The sequence below is a fragment of the Pseudomonas sp. AC172 genome, assembly GCF_979258595.1.
On the sequence record NZ_OZ409868.1, the window covers coordinates 6,069,632 to 6,089,597 of the forward strand.

Here is a 19,966-nt window from a genome sequence, read left to right on the forward strand (position 1 = left end):
GATACCGTCGAAGAACAATTGCGCGATTACACAGCCCGTTTGGCAGGCACTGTAAACATGCTCAGTGAGGTGCCCGGTCCGATACCCGCAATCATGCACTTTGTCTGGGTGGGCGGCAGTGAGGTTGGCAATATCCAGCGCGATTACATGAATATCTGGCGTCAGGTGCTGGCTGCCGAGAATTACCAGTTCAATCTCTGGTACGACAGCGATGCGTTACTGGCTTTCGAAATGAATCGGGTTATATCCGACAGCGCCAGAGTTGCTGCGATGGAGTCTGGCGGGGACACCGTGACCAACCCCGATGAACTTGCAAAGATGATCGAAGATCGTGCGCGTGTATTGAAGCGCGAAATGTTCGAGTACCTGCAACAACCGCAATGGCAAGGGAACGCTGATCAGGCCCGGATCGACCTGATGGTGCGCGCTTACGGCAAAGAACGCACGACGCTGGAAGCCTTTCGTCAACGCTGCTTGCAAAGCCATCAGCAAATGGCCGGCAGCGACTTGCAGTTGCGTGATGTTCGGCGGGAGTTCGCCGGGCACTTTCTAGAGGATGTCTATCAACGCGAAGTATCAATGCGCGGTAACTTTGCGGCGGCAAGTGACGTTGTTCGCTTGCAGGCCGAATATGCCGAAGGCGGGCGTTACAGTGACATGGATTACTTGCCGCCGCTGGCTGACAGACTGGGCGGTGTCGACATCAGTGGGTTCAGTGACGAGCAACGGCTAGGGGTTTTGCAGCTTTTGCTCAATCATGATGAAACGTTGATGCCCGGTCGCGATCGTCTGCGCTACACCGATCACACGGATGCATTGCCTGCCGCACATCGCGAGGCCCTGCTGGTCTTTGCCCGCAGCAAGCCCGGCGTCGAGCATATATTTGTCGCACCGCCTGAAGTCCACAGCCCGCAGCATGGCCTGCGTATGGGCGCGCAATTCAGCCGGGAGATGAACGCTTATCTGCTCGCACAACCGCAAAGCGAGATGACGCTCGCGGTCATGCAATTGATCCGCTTCAACTATGACTGCCTCCAGGCGGTTGAACAGTCGGCCATCGCTTCGTCGGTAGACTGGTCACAGACTGAACGATTGCTCGATGTCATAGAAAACGTCATGAACGAGAAAATCGAGCAGGGGCAGCTGACGCGTACGCTGCAGGATTTTCTGGGTAAGTTGAGCGAGGCCATTTTAAGTTACTACCGTGACGGCATTCGCGTCGGAGCGCGCGGCACCATTGCGCTTACCGGGCCCGGAGCGGCGGTTACCGGGTTGAAAAACTATGTCGAGACTCACCTCCTGCCGGACAACGAGATTACGGTTCAGGAGCGCTTGCGACTGGCCGAGGGTTACAACGTGCAGACCGAGGAGGAAGCGATCTCCGGTTGGACCGTCAATGATGATGCCGAGCAATGGCTGGCCAAAGAGCAGGAAAAGTGGAAAACCGGCAAACTCATATCACGCTACACCGGGCAACTGGCGGTTCTGCTTCAGCCGCAACAGACGCTGACGTTCAAACAAGGCTGGCCCGTAGTCGGCGGTAAAGCGGTGCTGCTGACGTCGGTCCTGCAACAACTGATGGATGATCTGGGTGAGCCCTTTGTGCGAGCCATGAGGGACAAGCTCAGCGGTGACATCACCTTCACCAAGCACTTTTCCATCGGCTTCGATAATCGTCAGTTGATCCTTGCGCAACCTGTGCGTGAACTGCCCGTTTCCCATGGCGCCGAATCCTCAAGCAACCTCAACGAACTGCTCAGCCGCATTGCCCATGATTCCCTGCCGCTGGAACAACTCAGCCCGTTAGTGCGCGTCATGCTGGGGGGCATTTTCGGGGCGACAAGTCTGGACGACGCGAGCTTTGCCAGCGTCTGGCAAACCGTGCGCGACCTCGCTGTCGACACTGACGGCGACGGTACTTTCGCGCGTTATGATGCGGTTGAAAAAGCCCTGCGTCAGCGGCAGTCGCCCGCCTTCGAGGCCGCGCTGGTGGGTGGACAGGTGCATGGCCTCCTGACGGCCCGCGAACTCAAGGTTCAGGCACTGTTTGAAGCACTGACCTTGCGCCAATGGGGCGAGCGTATCGGACAGATCACGCGCACGGCGCAAGGTGAATACCGTTCGCGAATTCTTCAGCGCAGTGCGCAGGTGCGCGAGATGTTCGTCGAGGCCGGCGCGACCTCGGCCCGGCAACTGTCGCAGGATTTACTGATGCACACGAGCAGTGATCCGGGACGTCGGTGTTATCCGCTGGCGTTGCTGATGGGCGCAGCGGTGGCTGCCGGCGAGTCGGCCGAACGGACATTGGTAGGGCATGTCGCCACGGCCAACGTCAACCATCAGGAACCGAGTTCGCAGGCTTTGCTCAGTGCGTTGAATGAACTGCGGGCCTTGCCCACCAGTGCTATTGGTGACTCCCGCGGCTTGCAGAGTCTGGGCTCGGTCATCCAGACACTTGAGGCGAAAAGTGCGGCTACCGTCCTGTTGCTCGACACCGGCGATCACGCCTTGCTGGTGGCGAAAGTGCAGACAGCAGGCCAATTCGTCTATCGATTCTACGACCCGAACTTTGCCATTTATGCGTTCGCCGAAGGTGCGCAGGTGAAACTAGGCATTGAGCGTTATCTGAGCGCAGGCGACAGTGCCCTGGCCAGGCTCTACGGTCTGGGCGAGATGGCCGGGGCGCGATTCAACGTGATCGAGTTGAACACCCAGGCGATGGCGGCCCGCGAGCTTTCGACGGGTTTGCGTCTGGACAGTTTTTTGCGCATTCCTTCAAATGATTCACGCCGTGTCCCGGTCTGGGCAAAACAGGCCGTGGCGCGCCAGCGTTCGCTCGGCGAAAACGCGCGGATGGGGGCCAGCCTGGCACAGGTGGATGCGCGCTATTGGGCGCAGGCGTTTGATCAGGCCACGGAGCAGTTGCGCAGTGAACATTCACTCGGGCGGGAATATTTGCCTTTGCTGGAAACGCTCAAACCGCAGGCGGACGGCGGTTTTTCGCTGACGTTGGTCGATGCACAGAATCCGCATCAAGTGCGAACAGCGACCACGGCCGACCCGCGCTTCACTCAGCTCAAGCAGCATTTGCATCAGAGGATGAAGGCAGGCAAACCGAGTGCTCCGCCCGAGGCGGATGGAGGCAGCCGCTTGAGTTTCGCCTTTGCGATCCAGACGCTGATCAGTGAAATGCGTCATCGTGAATACCAGGCCGGTGATCAGTTGCCAGCCTTGTCGATTGCGTTGCAGGTTCAGGTTTACGTCAGCTATGCGCAGTTGGGTTTTGGTGTACTCAGCGATACCGCGCAGATGATCAACCTGGTGCGGCAAGTGGTGGCCAGTGAACAGGCGCTGCGCTTGCGCCAGTCGTCGTTGTCCGCCGGTGTGCTCGGTCGCGCGGCAACTGGCGTTGGTTTTGCGTTTTCGCTGGTCAACATCGGCTTCGACATTCACAACCTGTCACTGGCGCAAAATCACGAGCAGCGCTCGCGGTTCTCCACGTCTCTGGCGTTCAACGCAGTGGCGTTGGGACTGGATGTTGTGGCATTGGCGGCAGGCGGAACGGTTGGCGCCGCGGCGGCTTTTCTGTCTGTGCCGCTGCTCGGTATCGGCATCGGTGCCACGGCCATCGGCAGCAATCTTGGGCAGATTGCCGACAAGGCAACAGCGGTCGGCAATCATTTGCGAGCCATCCACAACGCCTACAAACCGGGCGCTTTCACTGTCAAAGACGGGGTGTTGCAGTTCCCGCTGGAAGCCGTCATCACCCATCTGGATTTGCAGGATCGGCGGGTGCGCTTTGACAGTCAGCGCTTTTATCCGTGGGGCGGCGGCGCACTCGAATTGCCGCAATACAACGATGATCCGCAGCAGATACACCGTTCCCTCAATATCCGGCACGCTTTCGGTCTACCCGAGAGCATAGCCCTGAATATCCAAGGGACTGCCGCACTGCATACCGTGGTGTTGCCTTGCACGCCGGTTTGTTATTACGGCTACGAATATCAACTGGGAGGTGCGGGCTATGTGTATGAGCCACTGCCGGGAGAGCAAGTTGGACCGCGCCACACCAGTGAAATGCCTGAGCCACACTGGTACTCGTTTTTCAATCCGTTCACGGTGCTGGGCGATACGCTGACGACTCATCTGGATAAGCGCATCCACACACGCTATCCGCAATTGCGCAACAGTGAGGCGGACAAGCTGGAATACGACGAGCAGGGTAAACGGCGCTTTTATCTGCACAGTACGCCGTCGCTCAAGCACATCCTGTACAAACTGCATCCGGTCTACAAACCGACAACGATCAGCGTGGTGCTGGACGAGCAGGTGCGCCAACTGGCGGTGCCGACCTTGCCGATGGAGTGCCAGCAAAAGCTGTCCTACGAAATCAGCGCCACGTCAGAACGCTGCCAGCTTCGTCTGACGCCGGGACTGAACACCGTGAAATTCAATGGAGCGACCCAATGGCTGGTGCATGCCCCTTGGGCCAGCATCAAGCAGGTCTGCTTTGATGACGTTCCCATGTTGGATGACGGCGCCCCGCAGACATACCTGGCGGGGCGTCAACTAACGGTCGACGGTATCGTGCTGTCGGCATTCGAGGGGCTGATCGAACTGGCCGGGGGAGAGTTGTTTCAACTGGACTGGCAGCGTCAGGCGCTGCGCCTGGTTTCCATCACTCTCGACGATGATAAAACCATTGCGCGTGATGTCCTTGTCCGTCTCCGCCAGCGAGACCATGAGGGGCGCCTGGGCACTGGTTACGTCACGCTTCACCGGTTCAAGGTTCCGTTCAATCCGGCCAGCAACGCTGTGCGCACAACGGCCTTTTACGACGTCGCTCAAAAACGCCTGTTATACGCGCGCGATCTGCCGCGCAAGGTCAACGACGGCCTGATGCTGGGCGCCGCCAACGCTGCCCATGCATGGTTTTATCATCCCGAGCATGCCACGGTCTGGCGTGTCGATGTGATCACCGGCCTGGTCGTGCATCGTTATCGGTTACTGAGCGTGGAACCCGGTACGAAAATCAGCGCTTTCGCACAACTGGCGGATGGCACTCTGCGAGTTTCGCAGCAGTTGGTTGAGCAAGCACCCATGAACGTGCGCACGACACTGGAATTCCATCTGACCGACCGCGAAGTGACCCTGACGGACATCCACATGTGGTCGCCCGGTCTGGAAAACTCTTTCCTCAAGCCCGAGGAGGGCACGAGAATCGGGTTTTTCCGCCATCGCCAGAAACAACGTCGTCCCTACGCAGACGAGACACCCGGCATGGCTTCGCCCATCAGCACGTGGACCTACGCGCCATACATTCACGCCCGTGCCTGGTCCTTCGATCAGCTGCTTGAGCGGGCATGGGTTGCCGCGCATCACGACAGGTACTTCCGGGCGGGCGCCGACAGTGACGCGGACTGGGTGTTGCTGATGCCTCGAGCCTCTGATCCCGCCGCTGCGCTGCTGTTTTACAGCCGGCAAACTCAAATGCTCAGTCATGGCATCGAGCTGCGTGACGACGTGGTGTGGCACAAGGCGCTTGCGAAGGGTGTGATCGATGTTACGCGCGTTGGCGAAAGCTTCCTGGCCATCCAGGACGACGGGCGACTCTTCGAAATCGACCTCGGCGCCACGGACGACAATTGGCTGTCCGAGCTTGATAGAGATGTGCTGAAGTTTGTCGGCCTCGGCCAGCGTTGGCTGCAACAAAATCCCGATTGGCTGACGGCATTATCGGCGCTTGCCAAGGAATACAGCCGCGCCGCGTTTGCCATCATCGGCCTGCGTGCCCAAGTGGGTCAGACGTTTCTGCCCGTATGGTGTATTGACGAAAAGCTTGTGCTGATGGACTCCATGGGTAACCACGAGCTGACGTTGCTGGGGCTGACGCCCGACCGGCAGGCCGTTTGGCTGTTTGATGTTTCTTCCGGGCAGCTGTGGCGCCAGACGCTCGTGGCCCTCGAACAGATGCGCACGGCGTTCGGCAACGGCAGCGTGTTGCTGCATCGCCAAGCGTTGCCGCAGGCCGAGCGAGTCTGGGCGTCGTGGGCGTTTTGCGAAGTGCTGCCGCATGGCGACGGGCTGCTCGGGCGTACCCGCGAAGGTGTGACGCTGCAACTGCAGGATCAGCAACCGGCGCGAATTGTCGGCATGGAAAACCGCTGGTCATACGTCCCTGACCAGACGCCTGCGCAATTGCAGGAGCGTTTAAAACAGTGGCTGGACGGGCAAGACCATGCCGCGTTTCTCCCCGTCGAAAATACCGGCAATCGTTACCAATACTACGTGCCGAAGCTTGATCGACTATTCGAGGTGTCTGCTCGGAACGATGCAAAATGGCCGACGTTCCTCGGTACGCGTGATGCGGCCAATCCGCTGCTGTTCGACCCGACTGACCCATTGATCTTCAGCGCCGGAACGGTCGATGGCGTCTGGTTGCCGGGTAGCTACGCCCACCGTGACGAGGAGGTCATGGTGCTGGAAGTGAGTGATGACCTCACCGAGGTGCAGCCATTGCTTCCTGACAATATCGAAAGGTTGATTCTGACCTTTGGTTCGCACACAGAGGGTTATCGGATATCGGCCGCAACCTGGCAGCGTCTGGATTGCATCGTTGTTGATGTACGGCGCCCTTCCGGGGAGCAGGAGACGGAACCTGGCTTGCTGGTGCTGGATATGCCTGAGTGTGGGCATTGGCTGATGTCGCGGGTCGAAGGCCACCTGGTACTCGCCGACCCGGACAATGGCCACAGTCTGATCGTCCGCGGGAGTGAGGAGCAGGGTTCATGCGAACTGGCTGTCAAAATCGCTGGCTCTGAGTACGTGTTCGCATTCGAACAATGGTTGAAGGCCTTTGCGAGCGTGCAGGGCAATGAGGTAATCGCCAGTCTGGTCGTGGTGGCTGAGCGTTTGCCCTGACCGGTGAATTCAACTGAAAGCAAAACGCCGCGAACGTTGTCGTTCACGGCGTTTTAATTTGACCGGCGCTCGGGGGCCGGCCTCAGGGCACCAAATAGCCTTTGATCCCGGTAAAAATGATCTGCGCCGCCAGGGCGCAGACAAACAGTCCCATCAAACGACTGACGATCTGCAAACCCTGATCACCCAGAATCCGCTCGATACGATTGGACAGGTACAGCACCACGCCCACGGTGAAGCTGGCGAGCGTGATACTGATGATCGCGGTGAGCTTGTCGTCCCAGTGCGGCTGGCTGACGCCCATCACCAGCAAGGCGCCGATGGTGCCCGGGCCAACGGTCAGCGGAATGGTCAGCGGCACAATGGTGACGTCCTGCTGCACGTTGTCGGCCTGCACTGCCGGTTTGCCCTGCGCCATGCCCAGCGCCGAAATGAACAGCACGCTGCCGGCGCCGATGCGGAATGCATCCACAGTGATGCCGAACACATCGAAAATCACTCGCCCGAACAGATACAACAAGACGCTGGAGACCAGCGTGGCCACCGCAACTTTCCAGGCCAGGCGCCGTTGCTCCTTGCGCGAATAACCGCGGGTCAGGCTGATAAAGCAAGAGAGCACGAAGAACGGGCTGTAGAGCACCAGCATCTTCAGGTAAACGCTGAATAACACATGGAGCATGGTGCAAGCTCACTGGCGAGGGAAGTCGTGGGGGAGTCTATCAGGCGCTACGGGGTCTGTCGGCTCAGGAGGTGGGCGTTGCGGCGCGACTCTGCTGATCACGCTGGGCAACCCAGTGCTCGATCAGCTCGCGCAATTGCGACAACTCGACGGGCTTGGACATGTGCCCATCCATCCCGGCCTGACGCGCGCGTTCCTTGTGTTCGGCGAGAATATGCGCCGTCAATGCCACGATCGGTGTGCGGATGCGTTGGTTGCTGACTTCCCAGGCGCGCAATTGCTGGGTTGCTGAGAAGCCATCAAGGATCGGCATTTCGCAGTCCATCAACACCAGGTCGTAACGCTGGGCTTTCATCGCCTGCAGCGCTTCTTCGCCGTTGGCAGCAGTGTCCGGTTGCAGGTTGAGCTTGCCGAGCATGCCGCGAATCACTTTGGTCGAAATCGTGTTGTCTTCGGCGACGAGGATGCGGAAGTCGCTGGGTACTTTGGCGGCCGTGGCGGCGGTGACCACTTGCGGCTGGAACACCACCTGACCTTTGTTGCGCTGGTTGAGTTCGTCGGCGAGGGTGGTCTTGAGGGTGTAGCCGGCCACCGGTTTGGCGAGGATGCGTTTGATCCCCGAATTGCGCGCGATGATCTTGCTCGGCGCATTACTGATGCCAGTGAGCATGATCAGCAGGATGTCGTGGTTCAGGCTTGGGTCTTCCTTGATCTTGGCCGCGAGCTGCATGCCGGTCATGCCCGGCATGTTCTGATCGAGCAGCACCACATCAAAGTAATCTCGCAGGTGCGCTTTGGTTCGCAGCAAGGCCAATGCTTCTTTGCCGGAAGGCACGGCGCTGACATTCAACCCCCACGCACTGCATTGCTGGACCAGCACTTTGCGGCAGGTGTCATTGTCGTCGACCACCAGCACCCGCGCGCCTTGCAGCGGGCTGTCAAGATCGGAGGTCGGGTGTTCGAGGCGATCCGGATCCAGCGGCAAGGTCAGCCACAGCGTGCTGCCTTGAGTGGCGCCGCTCTTGATGCCGAATTCGCCCTGCATCAAACGAATCAGTTGCCGCGCGATCACCAGCCCCAGATTGCCACCCAGGCGATTGGCCGACAGGAAGTGTTTGCTGTGCAGTTCGGCGTGCATCAGCGCGTCGCGTTCTTCCTGCTCCATTGGCGCGCCACTGTCCTGCACGGCGATGCGCAGGCGTGGTTTGCTGCTGCGTTCGTCGAGCGCGACGACAATCAGCACTTCGCCTTCATCGGTTTTCTTCAGGGCGTTTTCCAGCAGGCTCAGCAGGGTCTGGCGCAGGCGTGTCGGGTCGCCGCTGATTACTCGCGGCACTTGCGGCTGGATAAAGCTGATCAGCTCGACGTTCTGTTGTTCGGCCTTGGCGCGGTAGATGCTCAAACAGTCATCGATCAGGGCATTGAGATCGAACTGCACATCGTCCAGTTCGATCTGCCCGGATTCGAGCTTGGAGATGTCGAGAATCTCGTTGATCAGCGTTAGCAGTTCGTTGCCCGCGCTATGGATGGTCTGCACGTAGTCGCGTTGCTTGACCGACAGCGGCGTACCCAGCAGCAGTTCGGTCATGCCCAGCACACCGTTCATCGGCGTGCGGATTTCGTGGCTGATCTTGGCGAGGAACTCGGCTTTGGCGTTGATCTCGGCATTGCTTGCGGCGAGGTCGCGGCTGACGCTGAAACGGCTTTCGGTGATGCTGCGCTGACGCTCGCCGAGGGCGATGCTCATCAACAGGCCGCTGATGCAGATGAACGCCATCAGGGTCATGATCAGGCCTTGCGGCGACACCAGTGTCAGCCCCAACAGGGCAGGCAGAATGATCAATGTACCGATGTTGAACACGACCATGGCGGCGACGAACAGGCGCGCCGGACGGTAGCCCTTCTGCCAGTGGTAGAACGCGACGAACAACATGCTCAGGCCGGCGAGCGCTACCAGTGCATAGGTAATGATGTTCAGCGGCAGAGTGTTGACGAACAACAGCAACAGGCTGCAGGTCACGATAAACAGGATGTCGCCGATCAACAGCTTGTTTAGCGGGTGCGGGCCGAGCGGAGCGAAGAAGCGATAGGCGAACATCAATCCGGCCGGAGCGGTCAGCAGCAACGCCAGATAGGCGCCCGGCGTCTGCACCGCATGCCAGTTCGGCAGCCACGGGCCGGCGAGATTGAGCAGCAGCAACAGACTCAGCCCCAGCAAGCCTTCACAGACCGCCAGCCACAAACTGCTGCGCGAGCGGGAGTAGGCGTAGCGCACCAGGTTGTGCAACAACAGCATGCCGAGGCAGCCGAACAACAAGCCGAAGACCAGCGTCTGATTGTGGTTAGCCGCGCTCATCACCGCCGATTGCAGAGTGACATGCGGGCGCAACTGATGGTCGGAAACCAGACGCAGATAGACGTCGAGAGGTTTGTCGCTCTGCGGCAGTGGCAGCATGAAGTCGCTGCTCGGCAACGGTCGTTCGGCCTGCGGCTGATCGGTGCCGGTGTTGCGTTGCTCGACCAGCTTGTCGCCGTCGAGTACGTAGAGATTGAGCTGGGACAGATCGGGGGCGAAGATGCGCAGCACTTGTTCGTGTTTGCCGGGCGCCAGCCTGAATCGCAGCCACAAGGCGCCATCGGGCTCGGACGCGGTGAGGCGGTCAAGGTCGATGGGGCTGAATTGATTGGTGTAACGAGTGGAGCGGATGTCGCTCAGTTGCAGATTGCCCTGATCATCAAGCAATACCGACCAGCCACTGCCTTGCGCGGCCTGGGCCGGGAGCATGCAGAGCAAGGTCAGCAACGTGACGGTGAAGCTTATGGCAATCCTGAGCCAGCGCACGGCGAAATCCCTTCGTAGGTTGATGCCAGAATATAACGATGCGCGGCGGCGGAACAGCCCGGCGAGGAACGGTATCCCTCGCCGGACTTGAGGTACAGCTTATTCCTGGGTTTCGCCACGCTCACGGGCAATGGCGCGGTAGCCAATGTCCTTGCGGTAGAAGCAGCCTTCCCAGTCGATTGCTGCCGCGAGCTTGTAGGCTTGCTGCTGCGCTTCACCGACGCTTGCGCCCATTGCGGTGGCGCACAGTACGCGACCGCCGGCGGTGACGACGTTGCCGTCCTTCAATGCGGTACCGGCGTGGAAGACTTTGCCTTCCAGGCTGGCGGCTGCATCCAGACCGTTGATCGCCGCGCCCTTGGCGTAGTCGCCCGGGTAGCCGCCAGCAGCCAGCACAATGCCGACGCTCGGGCGTGGATCCCACTGCGCTTCAACCTTGTCCAGCGCTTGCGCCAATGCGGCTTCAACCAGCAGCACCAGGCTCGACTGCAGACGCAGCATTACCGGTTGGGTTTCCGGATCGCCGAAGCGGCAGTTGAACTCGATAACCTTCGGATTGCCAGCCTTGTCGATCATCAGACCGGCATAGAGGAAACCGGTGTAGACGTTGCCTTCCTCAGCCATGCCACGCACGGTCGGCCAGATCACCAGATCCATCACGCGCTTGTGCACGTCGGCGGTAACCACCGGGGCAGGGGAGTAAGCCCCCATGCCGCCTGTGTTCGGGCCGCTGTCGCCGTCGCCAACACGTTTGTGGTCCTGGCTGGTGGCCATCGGCAGCACATTCTTGCCGTCGACCATGACGATGAACGAAGCTTCTTCGCCGTCGAGGAATTCTTCGATGACCACGCGCGAACCGGCGTCACCGAAAGCGTTGCCCGCGAGCATGTCACGCACGGCGTCTTCGGCTTCGGCCAGGGTCATGGCGACGATCACGCCTTTACCGGCGGCCAGGCCATCGGCCTTGATCACGATCGGTGCGCCTTTTTCACGCAGATAAGCCAGTGCCGGCTCGATCTCGGTGAAGTTCTGGTAGTCGGCCGTCGGGATCTTGTGGCGTGCGAGGAAATCCTTGGTGAAGGCTTTCGAACCTTCCAGCTGCGCAGCACCGGCGGTCGGGCCGAAGCAGTCCAGACCACGGGAGCGGAACAGGTCGACGACTCCAGCTACCAGCGGTACTTCCGGGCCGACGATGGTCAGGGAAACGTTTTTCTCGGCGAAGTCGGCCAGTTGCTCAAGGGCCAGCACGTCGATGGCGACGTTCTCGCACTTGGCTTCAATGGCGGTGCCAGCGTTGCCCGGTGCAACGAAAACCTTTTGCACGCGCGGATCCTGAGCCACTTTCCAGGCCAGGGCGTGTTCACGGCCACCGCTGCCAATGATCAAAACATTCATTTCAAAAACCTCGGATGACGCTAATTCTGTGGGTACGATCAAGCAATAATCAGTGACGGAAGTGACGCATGCCGGTGAATACCATAGCGATGCCGGCCTCGTCAGCAGCAGCAATCACTTCAGCATCACGCATCGAGCCGCCCGGCTGGATCACCGCAGTGATACCGACCTTGGCTGCGTTATCCAGGCCGTCGCGGAACGGGAAGAACGCGTCCGATGCCATCACCGAACCGGCAACTTGCAGGCCGGCATGCTCAGCCTTGATCGCGGCGATACGCGCCGAGTTTACGCGGCTCATCTGGCCAGCGCCGACACCGATGGTCTGACGGTTCTTGGCGTAGACGATAGCGTTGGACTTAACGTACTTGGCGACTTTCCAGGCGAAGATCAGGTCGTGGATTTCCTGTTCGGTCGGGGCGCGCTTGGTTACGACTTTCAGGTCATCGGCGCTGATCATGCCGATGTCGCGGCTCTGTACCAGCAGGCCGCCGTTGACGCGCTTGTAGTCCCACGCTGCAGCGCGGTCAGCCGACCACTCGCCGCAGGCCAGCAGGCGCACGTTGGCTTTGGCCGCAACAATCGCACGAGCTTCTTCGCTGACGCTTGGGGCGATGATCACTTCGACGAACTGACGTTCGACGATCGCTTTGGCGGTCTCGGCATCCAGTTCACGGTTGAAGGCGATGATCCCGCCGAACGCCGACTCGGTGTCGGTGGCGTAGGCCAGTTCGTAGGCCTGACGAATGCCGCCTTCAGCGTCCGGGCTGACTGCCACGCCGCACGGGTTGGCGTGCTTGACGATCACGCAGGCTGGTTTGACGAAGCTCTTCACGCATTCCAGCGCAGCGTCGGTGTCGGCCACGTTGTTGTACGAGAGTTCTTTGCCTTGCAGTTGGGTCGCGGTGGCGATGCCGACTTCGGCAGGCTTGGCTTCCACGTAGAACGCCGCGCTCTGGTGCGGGTTCTCGCCGTAGCGCATTTCCTGCGCTTTGATGAACTGGCTGTTGAAGGTGCGCGGGAATTCGCTGCGGCCGGAGGTCGACAGGGTTTCAGCCGCCTGATTCACGGTGCCCATGTAGTTGGCGATCATGCCGTCGTAGGCCGCGGTGTGTTCGAAGGCTTTCAGCATCAGGTCGAAACGCTGAGCGTAGGTCAGGCCGCCGGCCTTGAGGCCTTCCAGCACGCTGGCGTAATCGCTGGCATTCACCACGATCGCTACGTCTTTATGGTTTTTCGCTGCCGAACGGACCATGGTCGGGCCGCCGATGTCGATGTTTTCGATAGCGGTCGGCAGGTCGCAGCCTGGCTTGTTGATGGTGGCTTCGAACGGGTAGAGGTTAACGGCAACCAGATCGATCGGCTTGATGCCGTGCTCGCTCATGATTGCGTCGTCGATACCACGACGACCGAGGATGCCGCCGTGGATTTTCGGGTGCAGGGTTTTCACCCGACCGTCCATCATCTCGGCGAAACCGGTGTAATCCGCGACTTCCACTGCAGCAACACCGTTGTCGCGCAGCAGCTTGAACGTCCCGCCGGTGGAGAGGATCTCGACGCCCAGAGCTTCAAGCTCCTTGGCGAATTCGAGGATCCCGGTCTTGTCGGAAACGCTGATCAAGGCGCGGCGGATCGGCAGGCGGGTAGTCTGGTCGGTCATCTCAATTTCCATCAAAAGCAAAGGAAGTCAGCAAAAAAGGCGACCGTTTTTTACGCGGGCGCCTTTCTGGTTTGATTGAATGCTTACAGCAGATCGTACTGCTTGAGTTTCTTGCGCAGCGTGCCGCGGTTAAGTCCCAGCAGCTCACTGGCCTTGGTCTGGTTGCCCTTGACGTAGTTCATCACGCTTTCGAGCAGGGGAGCCTCGACTTCGGAGAGCACCAGGTTGTACACATCCGTGACGGACGCGCCCTCAAGGTGGGCGAAATAATTGTGCAGCGCCTTCTCGACACTCCCGCGAAGGGTCTGACCTTCTTCGCTCGGGGTATTGAGGTGCTGTTTCAAATTCACGTTGTCGCTCACGGGTGTTGTTCCACTCACTAAAGTCTCGGTCATCATCGTCATGCGGCCACCCCTTCTTCGTCCCCTGTCAGGCTCTTGTAACGTTCGGCGAAGAACTCCCGAACGTTGGCGCATTGTGTTTCCGTACCATCCAAACGATTGAAGTGGGCGCGAAATTCCCTGGCGCCCGGCAAGGTTGCGAGATACCAGCCCACATGCTTGCGCGCAATGCGCACGCCCATCACGTCCCCATAGAAAGCGTGAAGTGCGGCCAGATGCTCCAGCAGAATGTGTTCCACCTCGACCAGCTCCGGCGCCGGCAATTTCTCACCGGTGCGCAGGAAGTGTTCGATCTCGCGAAAAATCCATGGCTGCCCTTGGGCAGCGCGGCCTATCAACAGGCCATCGGCACCGGTTGCGTCGAGGACGTAACGGGCCTTTTCCGGCGAATCGATATCGCCATTGGCAAACACCGGGATCGACACGGCCTGCTTGATCGCAGCAATCGTGTCGTACTCGGCTTCACCCTTGTACAGATCGGCGCGAGTGCGGCCATGCACTGCCAGCGCGGTGATCCCGGCCTGCTCGGCGATCTTCGCCACGGTCAGACCGTTCTTGTTGTCGCGATCCCAACCGGTGCGGATCTTCAGGGTGACCGGCACATCAACCGCAGCCACGACGGCCTGCAGGATCTCGGTCACCAGTGCTTCGTCCTTCAACAACGCGGAACCGGCGGCCTTGTTGCAGACCTTCTTTGCCGGGCAACCCATGTTGATATCAATAATCTGTGCGCCCAGTTCGACGTTGGCCCGGGCTGCATCCGCCAGCATCTGTGCATCACCACCGGCAATCTGCACCGAGCGTGGCTCGGGATCGCCTTCGTGGATCATGCGCATGCGCGACTTGCGGGTGTTCCACAGGCTCATGTCACTGGTGACCATTTCCGAGACTACAAGCCCTGCGCCCAAACGCTTGCACAGCTGACGAAAGGGCTGATCGGTGACGCCCGCCATCGGGGCGAGAATCAAGCCGTTCTGCAATGTGTATGGGCCGATGCGTACCGCCGACATAGGACTTCCCTGAGGTGGGGCCGGATCATGAGAGTTCGAAAAAGGGTTGGCATGATACCCGCTCTCGATGACTGGATAAAGGCTGAATTGAACAAAATCTGAACAGTTATTCTGTTATCGCCACCGGTTTGGTTGTGGGTAGCAAAGTCAGAAAACCGCCGTCAATTCGAAAGCGACACAAGGATTCACTCGGGCGAGTGGAAACTCAGGCTGTAATTCACCGCTTTGGGGCCTGGATCGAGAATATCCAGCGCGATGTGGATCGGCGTCTGCGGCGGCATTTCCGCCAGACCTTCGAGGTCCCCTCTCAGGTATTCGCCGGGTTTGAAGCGACGACTGGCGATCAGGTGGCCGTTTAGGTCGGCAAAGCGCAGTTCCAGTAATGGAAACGGCTGAGAGAACGTCGCACGGTTGTAAATGATCGCATCGACCACCAGCGCGCCGTTGAACTCCGGATGGCTGCGCACCACCAGATTGCTGCTCTTGATTCGGGCGATATCGACTTTGGACGGCACCGTGCAGCCGATCTGCGGGCAGATTTGCTGGAACCACGGGCGATATTGATCCTGTCGGGCCAGCTCATCGAAGTGATAAGAGATGTACTGGGCAGCCAGTCCTCCCGCCGCCAGCAGCACCAACAGCAGCCAGAGCATGCGTCGGCCCCACGGTGAGCGGCGTTTCTGCCAGTCCAGTTGCAACGGGTCGTCGGTCAGGTCTTGCAGGACTTCGGCGCGTACGCCGGGTTCTGCGCGCTCGCGTTTTTTGCGCAGCGGTTCGATCGATGGTAAGTCAGCATCGACTTCGTCGCTGGCCGACACGCGTTCGCGGCGAGCATTGGGGTCGATCGGGTCGTGCAGGCGCAGATGCGGAATCGCCGGCTCGTCATCCAGATCCACCGGTTCCAGTGACAGCGAGGGCTCGGTGCGTTCACGGGTGAGCGGCTCAATGTCGTCGACTTGTGGCTCGTCGTCCGGCTCAGGGATCCGTTCATCGGCGGGTTCGCTGAAGAGGCTGCCAGGCCACGCGGCATCATCGGGCTCGGGGCTGTCGCGACGGGCACTCAGGGACTCTTCGCGCGGGCGGCCAAGTTCGGTAGCGGGCTGGATTTCCCGTTGTTCGAGACGAGCCAGTTCTTCGTCCAGGTCGAGGCTGTCGAGATCAAGCGCCGAGGCGCTCCATTGTTTCTGGCTGGTGGCACGCGGTGCCGCAGGTTCAATGGCGGGTGACTCGACAACAGGCGGCGCGGCACTGTTCGGCGACGCCTCGACCGGCAGCTCGGCGAGCGGTGGTGCAACCGGTGTCACCGCGTCCTTGCCGGCATGTTGTTCCAGCAGCTGCTTGGCGGCGTTGAACACTTGCAGGCAGGAGCCGCAGCGAACCACCCCGCGGGCCACGCTCAATTGAGCATGGCTGACACGGAAACTGGTTTGGCAATGCGGGCACTGGGTGACGAAGCTGTCGGTCATGCGGCGATCCGGATTATGCAGGCGGTCATATTAACGCCGACGGCCGGTGATGCGCACCCAGCCATCGCGATTGGCGATCGGGTCGAGATCAAAGTCCTGCGCATAAGCGGCAGCGACTTCATCACCTTGTTCGGCGAGGATACCTGACAGCGCCAGACGTCCACCGGACTTGACCAGCCCGCAGAGTTGCGGCGCCAGCGAAACCAGCGGGCCGGCGAGAATGTTGGCGACCAGCACGTCGGCTTGAACTTGCGGCAGATCTTCCGGCAAGTACAGCGGGAACAGCTCATCGGCAATGTTGTTGCGCCCGGCGTTGTCGCGCGAAGCTTCCAGCGCCTGCACGTCGATGTCGGTGCCAACCGCTTCTTTCGCGCCGAGCAGCAGGGCGGCGATCGCCAGAATCCCCGAGCCGCAACCGAAGTCGAGCACGTTGCTGTCTTTCAGGTCCTGACCGTCGAGCCATTCCAGGCACAGCGCGGTGGTCGGGTGCGTGCCGGTGCCGAAGGCCAGGCCCGGATCGAGCAGCAAGTTGACCGCATCAGGTTCCGGCGCGGCGTGCCAGCTCGGCACGATCCACAGGCGCTGGCCGAAACGCATCGGCTCAAACCCGTCCATCCAGCTGCGTTCCCAGTCCTGATCTTCGATGACTTCGCTGTGATGCTCAGGCAGCGGGCTGCCGGTCAGCAGTTCCAGATGGGCCAGAACCGGTGCCGGTTCGGTGCCGCCTTCGAACAGCGCCAACAGGTGGGTGTGTGCCCACAGCGGTGTGGTATTGAGTTCCGGCTCGAAGATCGGCTGATCTTCGGCGTCCATGAATGTCACCGAAACGGCGCCCACTTCAAGGAAAGCGTCTTCGTAGGTTTCGGCTTGTTCCGGGCTGATGGCGAGACGTACTTGCAGCCAAGGCATGGCGGGCACCTTTGAAAAATATTGATTGCAGCCTAGCGGCCGGCGAGAAGCGCGCAAGTTTACGCGAGCGCGCGCGGTTTGTGGGAGGAGCATTTGTAGCGCAGATGTTGTGTGGCTTGAAACCTGTGGGAGCGAGCCTGCTCGCGAATGCGGTGGATCAGCAATGAAGATGGAGACTGTTACGGCCTCTTCGCGAGCAGGCTCGCTCCCACAAGGGATTTGTGAAGCCTGCACAAACAACAAAGCCGCCCGAGGGCGGCTTTGTCTGGTGCGGGCTGAAGCTTAGTGCTTCTCGCCAGCCAGCTTGTGCTCAAGGTAGTGAATGTTCACACCACCCTTGCAGAAGCCTTCGTCACGAACCAGATCACGGTGCAGCGGGATGTTGGTCTTGATCCCGTCAACCACGATTTCGTCCAGGGCATTGCGCATGCGAGCCATGGCTTCGTCGCGGGTCGCGCCGTAAGTGATCAGCTTGCCGATCAGCGAGTCGTAGTTCGGTGGAACCGCATAACCGCTGTACAGGTGCGAATCGACGCGAACGCCGTTGCCGCCTGGGGCGTGGAAATGCTTGACCGTGCCCGGGCTCGGCATGAAGGTTTTCGGGTCTTCAGCGTTGATCCGGCATTCCAGCGAGTGACCGCGGATTACCACGTCATCCTGAGTGAACGACAACTTGTTGCCAGCGGCGATGCTGAGCATCTCCTTGACGATGTCGATACCGGTGACCATTTCCGAAACCGGGTGCTCCACCTGAACACGGGTGTTCATTTCGATGAAGTAGAAACGACCGTTCTCGTAGAGGAACTCGAAAGTACCGGCGCCACGGTAGCCGATGTCGATGCACGCCTTGACGCAGCGAGCCAGTACTTCCTCGCGAGCCTTCTCGTCGATGCCCGGTGCCGGCGCTTCTTCGAGGACTTTCTGGTGACGACGTTGCAGCGAGCAATCGCGGTCGCCCAGATGGATCGCGTGACCCTGACCGTCGGAAAGAACCTGCACTTCCACGTGACGCGGGTTGGTCAGGAATTTTTCCAGATAGACCATCGGGTTGCCGAACGCCGCGCCAGCTTCGGTGCGGGTCAGTTTGGCGAAGGCGATCAGGTCTTCTTCCTTGTGCACGACGCGCATGCCGCGACCACCACCGCCGCCAGCGGCTTTGATGATCACCGGGTAGCCGACTTCGCGACCGATGCGCAGCGCCGTTTCTTCGTCTTCCGGCAATGGGCCGTCAGAACCTGGAACGGTCGGTACGCCTGCTTCGATCATCGCGTGCTTGGCCGAGACCTTGTCACCCATCAGGCGAATGGTGTCGGCTTTCGGGCCGATGAAGGCGAAGCCGGAGTTCTCGACCTGCTCGGCAAAATCGGCGTTTTCCGCGAGGAAACCGTAGCCTGGGTGAATGGCGGTAGCGCCAGTCACTTCAGCAGCCGCGATGATGGCCGGGATGTGCAGGTAGGACTGAGCGGCAGACGCCGGGCCGATGCAGACGGATTCGTCTGCCAGACCCAGGTGCATCAGCTCTTTGTCGGCCTTGGAGTAAACGGCGACGGTCTTGATGCCCATCTCTTTGCAGGCACGCAGAATCCGCAGGGCGATCTCACCGCGGTTAGCGATCAGAACTTTTTCCAACTTCGCAGTCATCAAAGGCTCTCCGCAGTTCAAACGATGGTGAACAGCGGTTGGTCGTACTCAACCGGCTGGCCGTCTTCGACGAGGATGGACTCGATCACACCGCTGGTTTCAGCTTCGATGTGGTTCATCATCTTCATGGCTTCGACGATGCACAGAGTGTCGCCTTTCTTCACGGTCTGGCCGACTTCAACGAAGGCTGGCGAGGCTGGCGAAGATTTACGGTAGAAGGTGCCGACCATCGGCGAACGGGCAACAGTGCCGTTCAGCGCTGGAGCAGCAGCGGCCGCCGGGGCTGCAGCAGCAACCGGAGCAGCAACAGGCGCAGCGGCCGGTGCTTGCATCGGAGCCGGTGCGTAGTACTGCTGAGCTGGGGTCTTGCTGTGACGGCTGATGCGTACGGACTCTTCGCCTTCCTTGATCTCGAGCTCGTCGATGCCGGACTCTTCCAGCAATTCGATCAGTTTCTTAACTTTACGGATATCCATGAATCATCAACTCCCAAGGGTCGGTCAGGGGCGCTTAACGCTTGTAGTTCAAGTCGTTGCCTGTGTTTCAAGCTGTTCTAGTGCAGCCTCCAGGGCCAGTCGGTAACCGCTGGCGCCAAGGCCGCAGATCACTCCCACCGCTACGTCGGAGAAGTAAGAGTGATGGCGGAAAGGTTCGCGTTTGTGCACGTTGGACAAATGCACTTCGATGAATGGGATGCTCACTCCCAGCAACGCGTCACGTAATGCGACACTTGTATGCGTAAAAGCCGCCGGATTGATCAGAATGAAATCGACGCCTTCGCCGCGCGCGGCGTGGATGCGGTCGATCAATTCGTACTCGGCATTGCTTTGCAGATACAGCAGATGATGGCCGGCTTCACGGGCGCGGCGCTCCAGATCCTGATTGATCTGCGCCAGGGTCGTTGAACCGTAAGTACCGGGTTCGCGGGTGCCGAGCAGGTTCAGGTTGGGGCCGTGCAGCACCAGTAGGGTTGCCATCTGCGTTGTCCTTGTTATGGGTGAGCAAAGCTCAGAACCCGGCGACTATGCCGCAAAGACTTTGTGAC

At 59.9% G+C, this 19,966-nt stretch carries 12 protein-coding genes; 1 reads left to right on the plus strand and 11 read right to left on the minus strand.

Annotated elements, in window-relative coordinates; all coding sequences use genetic code 11:
• Window positions 1-57 precede the first annotated feature (57 nt).
• The gene (locus tag ACZ0A4_RS27330) at window positions 58-6,921 is read left to right on the plus strand and encodes a TcdA/TcdB pore-forming domain-containing protein (RefSeq protein ID WP_463577053.1); all 6,864 of its coding nucleotides are present in this window, start codon (window positions 58-60) and stop codon (window positions 6,919-6,921) included.
• A gap of 82 nt (window positions 6,922-7,003) precedes the next feature.
• Here ACZ0A4_RS27330 and ACZ0A4_RS27335 read toward each other — a convergent pair whose 3' ends face one another.
• The 11 genes from ACZ0A4_RS27335 to aroQ all read right to left on the minus strand — a co-directional run bounded on the left by ACZ0A4_RS27335 (window position 7,004) and on the right by aroQ (window position 19,898).
• A complete protein-coding gene (locus ACZ0A4_RS27335) occupies window positions 7,004-7,600 on the minus strand; it encodes a MarC family protein (protein ID WP_463577055.1) in 597 nt (198 codons plus the stop codon).
• A 64-nt stretch (window positions 7,601-7,664) separates the two neighbouring features.
• A complete protein-coding gene (locus ACZ0A4_RS27340; protein WP_463577056.1) occupies window positions 7,665-10,442 on the minus strand; it encodes a hybrid sensor histidine kinase/response regulator in 2,778 nt (925 codons plus the stop codon).
• 99 nt (window positions 10,443-10,541) lie between these two features.
• The gene (gene purD / locus ACZ0A4_RS27345) at window positions 10,542-11,837 is read right to left on the minus strand and encodes a phosphoribosylamine--glycine ligase (protein WP_122599660.1); all 1,296 of its coding nucleotides are present in this window, start codon (window positions 11,835-11,837) and stop codon (window positions 10,542-10,544) included.
• Between the two features lie 49 nt (window positions 11,838-11,886).
• A complete protein-coding gene (purH, locus tag ACZ0A4_RS27350; protein ID WP_463577057.1) occupies window positions 11,887-13,494 on the minus strand; it encodes a bifunctional phosphoribosylaminoimidazolecarboxamide formyltransferase/IMP cyclohydrolase in 1,608 nt (535 codons plus the stop codon).
• An 83-nt stretch (window positions 13,495-13,577) separates the two neighbouring features.
• The gene (fis, locus tag ACZ0A4_RS27355; protein WP_002555375.1) at window positions 13,578-13,898 is read right to left on the minus strand and encodes a DNA-binding transcriptional regulator Fis; all 321 of its coding nucleotides are present in this window, start codon (window positions 13,896-13,898) and stop codon (window positions 13,578-13,580) included.
• Window positions 13,895-14,905: a tRNA dihydrouridine synthase DusB gene (dusB, locus tag ACZ0A4_RS27360; protein WP_129388513.1), complete on the minus strand. Its 1,011-nt coding sequence runs from the start codon at window positions 14,903-14,905 to the stop codon at window positions 13,895-13,897. The genes fis and dusB overlap by 4 nt, the downstream gene beginning before the upstream one ends.
• Before the next feature lie 185 nt (window positions 14,906-15,090).
• Entirely contained in the window at window positions 15,091-16,371 is a 1,281-nt protein-coding gene (locus ACZ0A4_RS27365; RefSeq protein WP_463577059.1) for a DUF3426 domain-containing protein, read from the minus strand.
• A gap of 30 nt (window positions 16,372-16,401) precedes the next feature.
• Window positions 16,402-17,280, minus strand: coding sequence for a 50S ribosomal protein L11 methyltransferase (gene prmA / locus ACZ0A4_RS27370; protein ID WP_463577060.1), 879 nt, complete (start codon window positions 17,278-17,280; stop codon window positions 16,402-16,404).
• Between the two features lie 282 nt (window positions 17,281-17,562).
• A complete protein-coding gene (gene accC / locus ACZ0A4_RS27375; protein ID WP_102899385.1) occupies window positions 17,563-18,921 on the minus strand; it encodes an acetyl-CoA carboxylase biotin carboxylase subunit in 1,359 nt (452 codons plus the stop codon).
• 17 nt (window positions 18,922-18,938) lie between these two features.
• Window positions 18,939-19,397, minus strand: a complete 459-nt coding sequence (accB, locus tag ACZ0A4_RS27380; RefSeq protein WP_141125794.1) for an acetyl-CoA carboxylase biotin carboxyl carrier protein — start codon at window positions 19,395-19,397, stop codon at window positions 18,939-18,941.
• A 48-nt stretch (window positions 19,398-19,445) separates the two neighbouring features.
• Complete coding sequence (gene aroQ, locus ACZ0A4_RS27385; RefSeq protein WP_007914604.1) at window positions 19,446-19,898, minus strand: type II 3-dehydroquinate dehydratase; 453 nt, start codon at window positions 19,896-19,898, stop codon at window positions 19,446-19,448.
• Window positions 19,899-19,966: the final 68 nt, after the last annotated feature.

Bases quoted from the DNA above. Each gene is read 5' to 3' on its own strand.
- ACZ0A4_RS27330 (WP_463577053.1), top strand. From the start codon at position 58: ATGCTCAGTGAGGTGCCCGGTCCGATACCCGCAATCATGCACTTTGTC.
- fis (WP_002555375.1), bottom strand. From the start codon at position 13,898: ATGACGATGATGACCGAGACTTTAGTGAGTGGAACAACACCCGTGAGC.
- ACZ0A4_RS27365 (WP_463577059.1), bottom strand. From the start codon at position 16,371: ATGACCGACAGCTTCGTCACCCAGTGCCCGCATTGCCAAACCAGTTTC.
- dusB (WP_129388513.1), bottom strand. From the start codon at position 14,905: ATGTCGGCGGTACGCATCGGCCCATACACATTGCAGAACGGCTTGATT.
- prmA (WP_463577060.1), bottom strand. From the start codon at position 17,280: ATGCCTTGGCTGCAAGTACGTCTCGCCATCAGCCCGGAACAAGCCGAA.
- purD (WP_122599660.1), bottom strand. From the start codon at position 11,837: ATGAATGTTTTGATCATTGGCAGCGGTGGCCGTGAACACGCCCTGGCC.
- accB (WP_141125794.1), bottom strand. From the start codon at position 19,397: ATGGATATCCGTAAAGTTAAGAAACTGATCGAATTGCTGGAAGAGTCC.
- accC (WP_102899385.1), bottom strand. From the start codon at position 18,921: ATGACTGCGAAGTTGGAAAAAGTTCTGATCGCTAACCGCGGTGAGATC.
- purH (WP_463577057.1), bottom strand. From the start codon at position 13,494: ATGACCGACCAGACTACCCGCCTGCCGATCCGCCGCGCCTTGATCAGC.
- aroQ (WP_007914604.1), bottom strand. From the start codon at position 19,898: ATGGCAACCCTACTGGTGCTGCACGGCCCCAACCTGAACCTGCTCGGC.
- ACZ0A4_RS27335 (WP_463577055.1), bottom strand. From the start codon at position 7,600: ATGCTCCATGTGTTATTCAGCGTTTACCTGAAGATGCTGGTGCTCTAC.